Source organism: Erwinia persicina NBRC 102418 (assembly GCF_001571305.1).
Taxonomy (GTDB): domain Bacteria; phylum Pseudomonadota; class Gammaproteobacteria; order Enterobacterales; family Enterobacteriaceae; genus Erwinia; species Erwinia persicina.
Genome location: NZ_BCTN01000048.1, coordinates 1 through 3239, shown reverse-complemented (window position 1 = coordinate 3239; position 3239 = coordinate 1). Strand labels below are relative to the sequence as shown.

The following is a 3239-nucleotide window of genomic DNA, read 5'->3' as shown; positions in this document are numbered from 1 at the left end:
TGGAGCAGTGACGGCCGGCCAGGCGGGTAAGAATGCGGTTGAGAATAACTTCCTGCTCTCGCTGCTGACACCGCCTCCGCCAGTAGCAGGTCAGACAACACCACAAACGGAAGCCAATGCAGCCATCGCGCAGAAACTGGATGCAGCGGTGAAAGAGTTTGGTAAAGATGTTGTGACGCAATGCCTCTCCGGTGGTGATTGTCCAGTTGCTGCACAGCTAGTGATATTAGCGATGCAGGGCATAATAGACCAAGATGAGTCTGGTTCTAATCCTAATATCGGCAAGGATCTCACGGATGAGCAGAAGAAAGAGCTGGGTGGTTCGGGGTCTGGAACGGGAACACCACCACCGCCAGAAAATGATCCGAAAAAATCGGAAGAGAAAAAAGTCGATAAGCTGAATCAGAAGCAAGAAAGTGCTATCAAGAAGATTGATAACACTATAAAAAATGCTCTGAAGGATCACGATATAACAGGAACTCTCAAGGATATGGATGGCAATCCTGTTCCTAAAGAGAACGGTGGTTATTGGGATCATATGCAGGAAATGCAAAATACTCTCAGGGGATTAAGAAACCATGCGGATACGTTGAAAAACGTGAATAACCCTGAGGCTCAGGCAGCATATGGCAGGGCAACCGATGCCATTAGTAAAATAGAATCAGCCTTGAAAGGACATGGGATATGATTACCTTCCGTAAATTGATAGGAAACATCAACGTAGCGAAGGAACCAAGTCAACAATCTCCGCTTGAACTATGGTTCGAGCATGTCATTGATATACCACTCGAAGAGTTGGCTGTAGAAGATCTTTGCCGTGCTATTCGACAGGAACTGTGTGTTGATCAACTGATGCCGAGAGTGTTGGATGTTCTGACTGAGGATCCGCTTGCTGGAGAATATTATGATGGTGAACTTATAGCTGCTTTATCGACGATAAAAGGAGATGATCTAAAAGGTCAGAAAAGTAGCTTTGTTCAAATAAAACAACTTATAAATCAGCTAGACTCTTCAGATATTAACGATGATTTAAAAAAAGATATTTTAAAAATCAATAAAATAGTCATATAACGAATCCCGGCCAACTGGCCGGGATTTTTACTTCTAAGCCCTGAAAGCCTTATCTTCCCGCCGTTGCAACCGGATCACACCGGGTGCGGCGGTGATCTCCAGTTGTTCCGCATTGGTGATACGGCTACATTGCGGGCCAGCTGTTCACGGGCAGGGCGGCAGACCAGCTGAGCGAACTGGCCGCAGGACTTGCGGGCGGCCTGGCGACGGGCGATACTGGCGGAGCAGTCACGGCCGGCCAGGCGGGTAAGAATGCGGTGGAGAATAACTATCTGAGTGATACGGACATCACGTCATTCACCGAGAAATATGCAAAAGCGAAGACCAATGAGGAAAGAGACCAGCTTGTAGCAGATCTGAAAAAGCTGGATGCAGAGAAACAAGGTAAGGCGCTTGCAACAGCAATACCGATTAGAGAGCAGAAAGCAGAGCTTGAGAAGCTGAAAGTACTACAGGTTTCGACAGACTGTAATAAACATTGTCAGCAACTGGTTGCCTACTCAATCTCTGAACTGGAGCCAGTGGCTAACAATACGGAATTGCACAAGAATAACCTCGGTAAGGCGGTGTTGGCAGGTGTGATATTTGGATTAACCGTTGAGAAACCGGCAGCAAACAATCCAATGTCGCGGCTAACAAGGGAACAGCAGCAGTTAATTGAGAGAGCTGAATTTACAACGACAGCTAAAGGGATACAGAATCCTTTCCCACGTGATCTGAATGAGAAAGTTGTGTGGAATCAGATTCGGGCTAATCCAGGTTCTGCAGGAGAACCACTCAAAGGAATGAATAAGGATCCTCGCTTCCCAACATCTGCAGGCTTCCAGAAAATGGAAGCAAAGCAAAAACTATCTGATGGCTCAACTATAACAGTACATTATCAATATAATTCCATAACTGGTAAAGCTTATGATATGAAAATAACCACACCTCAGAGAAGTGTTAATGATCCTGCCAAGGTGATTGATTCTATTAAGGATGCTGTTAAGTGAAAATAAAAGAAAACGACGGAACGCTATTAGATGTCTATGCTATTTACTGGATTAAAGGAAAAACCTATTTCTATGGTTTAGTAAAAGATTATGGCTTATCTGTTTTTAATGCAGATAAAGTAGATGTTGTTGATCCTACAATATCAGGTGATTTTATTTTTTTTGAAAATGGTATATTTTTTAAACCGCTCATTGCAGCAAGAATATTGGATGATCTTATCGAGGGCGATCCAGAGACTTACAAGCGTTTTATTGAAATTCTAAAAGCTGAAGGTCAAATAGTTCCTGATTTTTACTGACTATTAAAATCCCGGCCAAATCGCCGGGATTTCACTGTATAACCAGCCCGTTACACCTTAGCCGCCCGTTTCTGCGGTCCGATAATAACCTGAATAAACTCGGCGATCTGCTGTTGCTTACGAGCAGACAGCTTTTTACAGGTCTGGCGCAGGGTGGTGACCACTTCCGGCTCCTCCGGCTCAGGCCTTGGTTCCTGCGCGGACAGTATCAGGCAGTTCGGCAGTACCCGCACGTTAAGTTGTGTTCCGGTCTCCAGCTGAACAGGTAAATAGCTAAACAGGTAGAATAAATGACTTTGTTTGATGAATGCCAGGAAGCACTAAGTGCTGATTTTAATATGGTTGATGGTAAAGCTCAGAGGGAGGCTATTGATATTCTGAGAAAATATCCTTTTGTAAAAGGAAATATTATGTGGTCAGCAATTAAATATTCAGATTATGAGAGTATTGACGCTCTCTTAAGCGCACATTATATAGAAAATGATAAGGTGTTCGTTTTTGCAGATGATGTGGATATTCCTGTTTTCAGGTCAAATTTAAGATTGATTGCTAAAAACATTTACGACGTCATAGCCTTATCAACAAAATTATTTATTTTTAATGATGAGATAATAATACAACCTTTATTTCCCACTGAAATGTTTCGTTTAGGAATTAACCAGTAATCTGAAGAAAAAATCCCGGCCATCGAGCCGGGATTTTTTATCTGTCGTTTAGTCAGTTACCGCTCCTGCTCTGCAGTCGGCCGATCACCTCAATCAGCTCCGTCACCTGCCGCTGCTTACGGGCAGACAGCTTACAGTCCTTACGCAGCGTCTGCATGATCTCCGGTTCTGGCGGTGATGCCGGGTCGCACACCGTCAGTATCAGGCTGTCC

The 3239-nt window shown here is 44.1% G+C and carries 7 protein-coding genes and 1 pseudogene; 6 read left to right on the top strand and 2 right to left on the bottom strand.

Annotated elements, in window-relative coordinates:
* The 5 genes and pseudogenes from EPE01S_RS22510 to EPE01S_RS22495 all read left to right on the top strand — a co-directional run.
* Positions 1–688, top strand: a 688-nt coding sequence (locus tag EPE01S_RS22510) for a polymorphic toxin type 28 domain-containing protein (RefSeq protein ID WP_255210179.1), incomplete at its 5' end; no start/stop codon positions are given.
* The gene (locus EPE01S_RS22505) at positions 685–1071 is read left to right on the top strand and encodes a contact-dependent growth inhibition system immunity protein (protein WP_062749645.1); all 387 of its coding nucleotides are present in this window, start codon (positions 685–687) and stop codon (positions 1069–1071) included. The genes EPE01S_RS22510 and EPE01S_RS22505, both read left to right, overlap by 4 nt.
* 128 nt (positions 1072–1199) lie before the next feature.
* Positions 1200–1298 (top strand): annotated as a pseudogene (locus EPE01S_RS24145) (hypothetical protein); the annotation flags it as partial.
* A gap of 30 nt (positions 1299–1328) precedes the next feature.
* Positions 1329–2063, top strand: coding sequence for a hypothetical protein (locus tag EPE01S_RS24025; RefSeq protein ID WP_072277535.1), 735 nt, complete (start codon positions 1329–1331; stop codon positions 2061–2063).
* Positions 2060–2362, top strand: coding sequence for a hypothetical protein (locus EPE01S_RS22495; RefSeq protein WP_062749643.1), 303 nt, complete (start codon positions 2060–2062; stop codon positions 2360–2362). Before EPE01S_RS24025 ends, EPE01S_RS22495 begins: the two co-directional genes overlap by 4 nt.
* A 50-nt stretch (positions 2363–2412) precedes the next feature.
* Here EPE01S_RS22495 and EPE01S_RS24250 read toward each other — a convergent pair whose 3' ends face one another.
* A complete protein-coding gene (locus EPE01S_RS24250; protein ID WP_062749641.1) occupies positions 2413–2595 on the bottom strand; it encodes a SymE family type I addiction module toxin in 183 nt (60 codons plus the stop codon).
* A gap of 57 nt (positions 2596–2652) precedes the next feature.
* Between EPE01S_RS24250 and EPE01S_RS22485 the strand changes: the two genes are divergently transcribed.
* Positions 2653–3027 (top strand): CDI toxin immunity protein, encoded by a 375-nt coding sequence (locus EPE01S_RS22485; RefSeq protein ID WP_062749639.1) that lies wholly within the window; start codon positions 2653–2655, stop codon positions 3025–3027.
* A 52-nt stretch (positions 3028–3079) separates the two neighbouring features.
* On the opposite strand, the gene EPE01S_RS24020 is transcribed toward EPE01S_RS22485, so the two are convergent.
* Positions 3080–3239: SymE family type I addiction module toxin (locus EPE01S_RS24020; RefSeq protein WP_373279697.1), on the bottom strand; the 160-nt coding region annotated here is incomplete at its 5' end.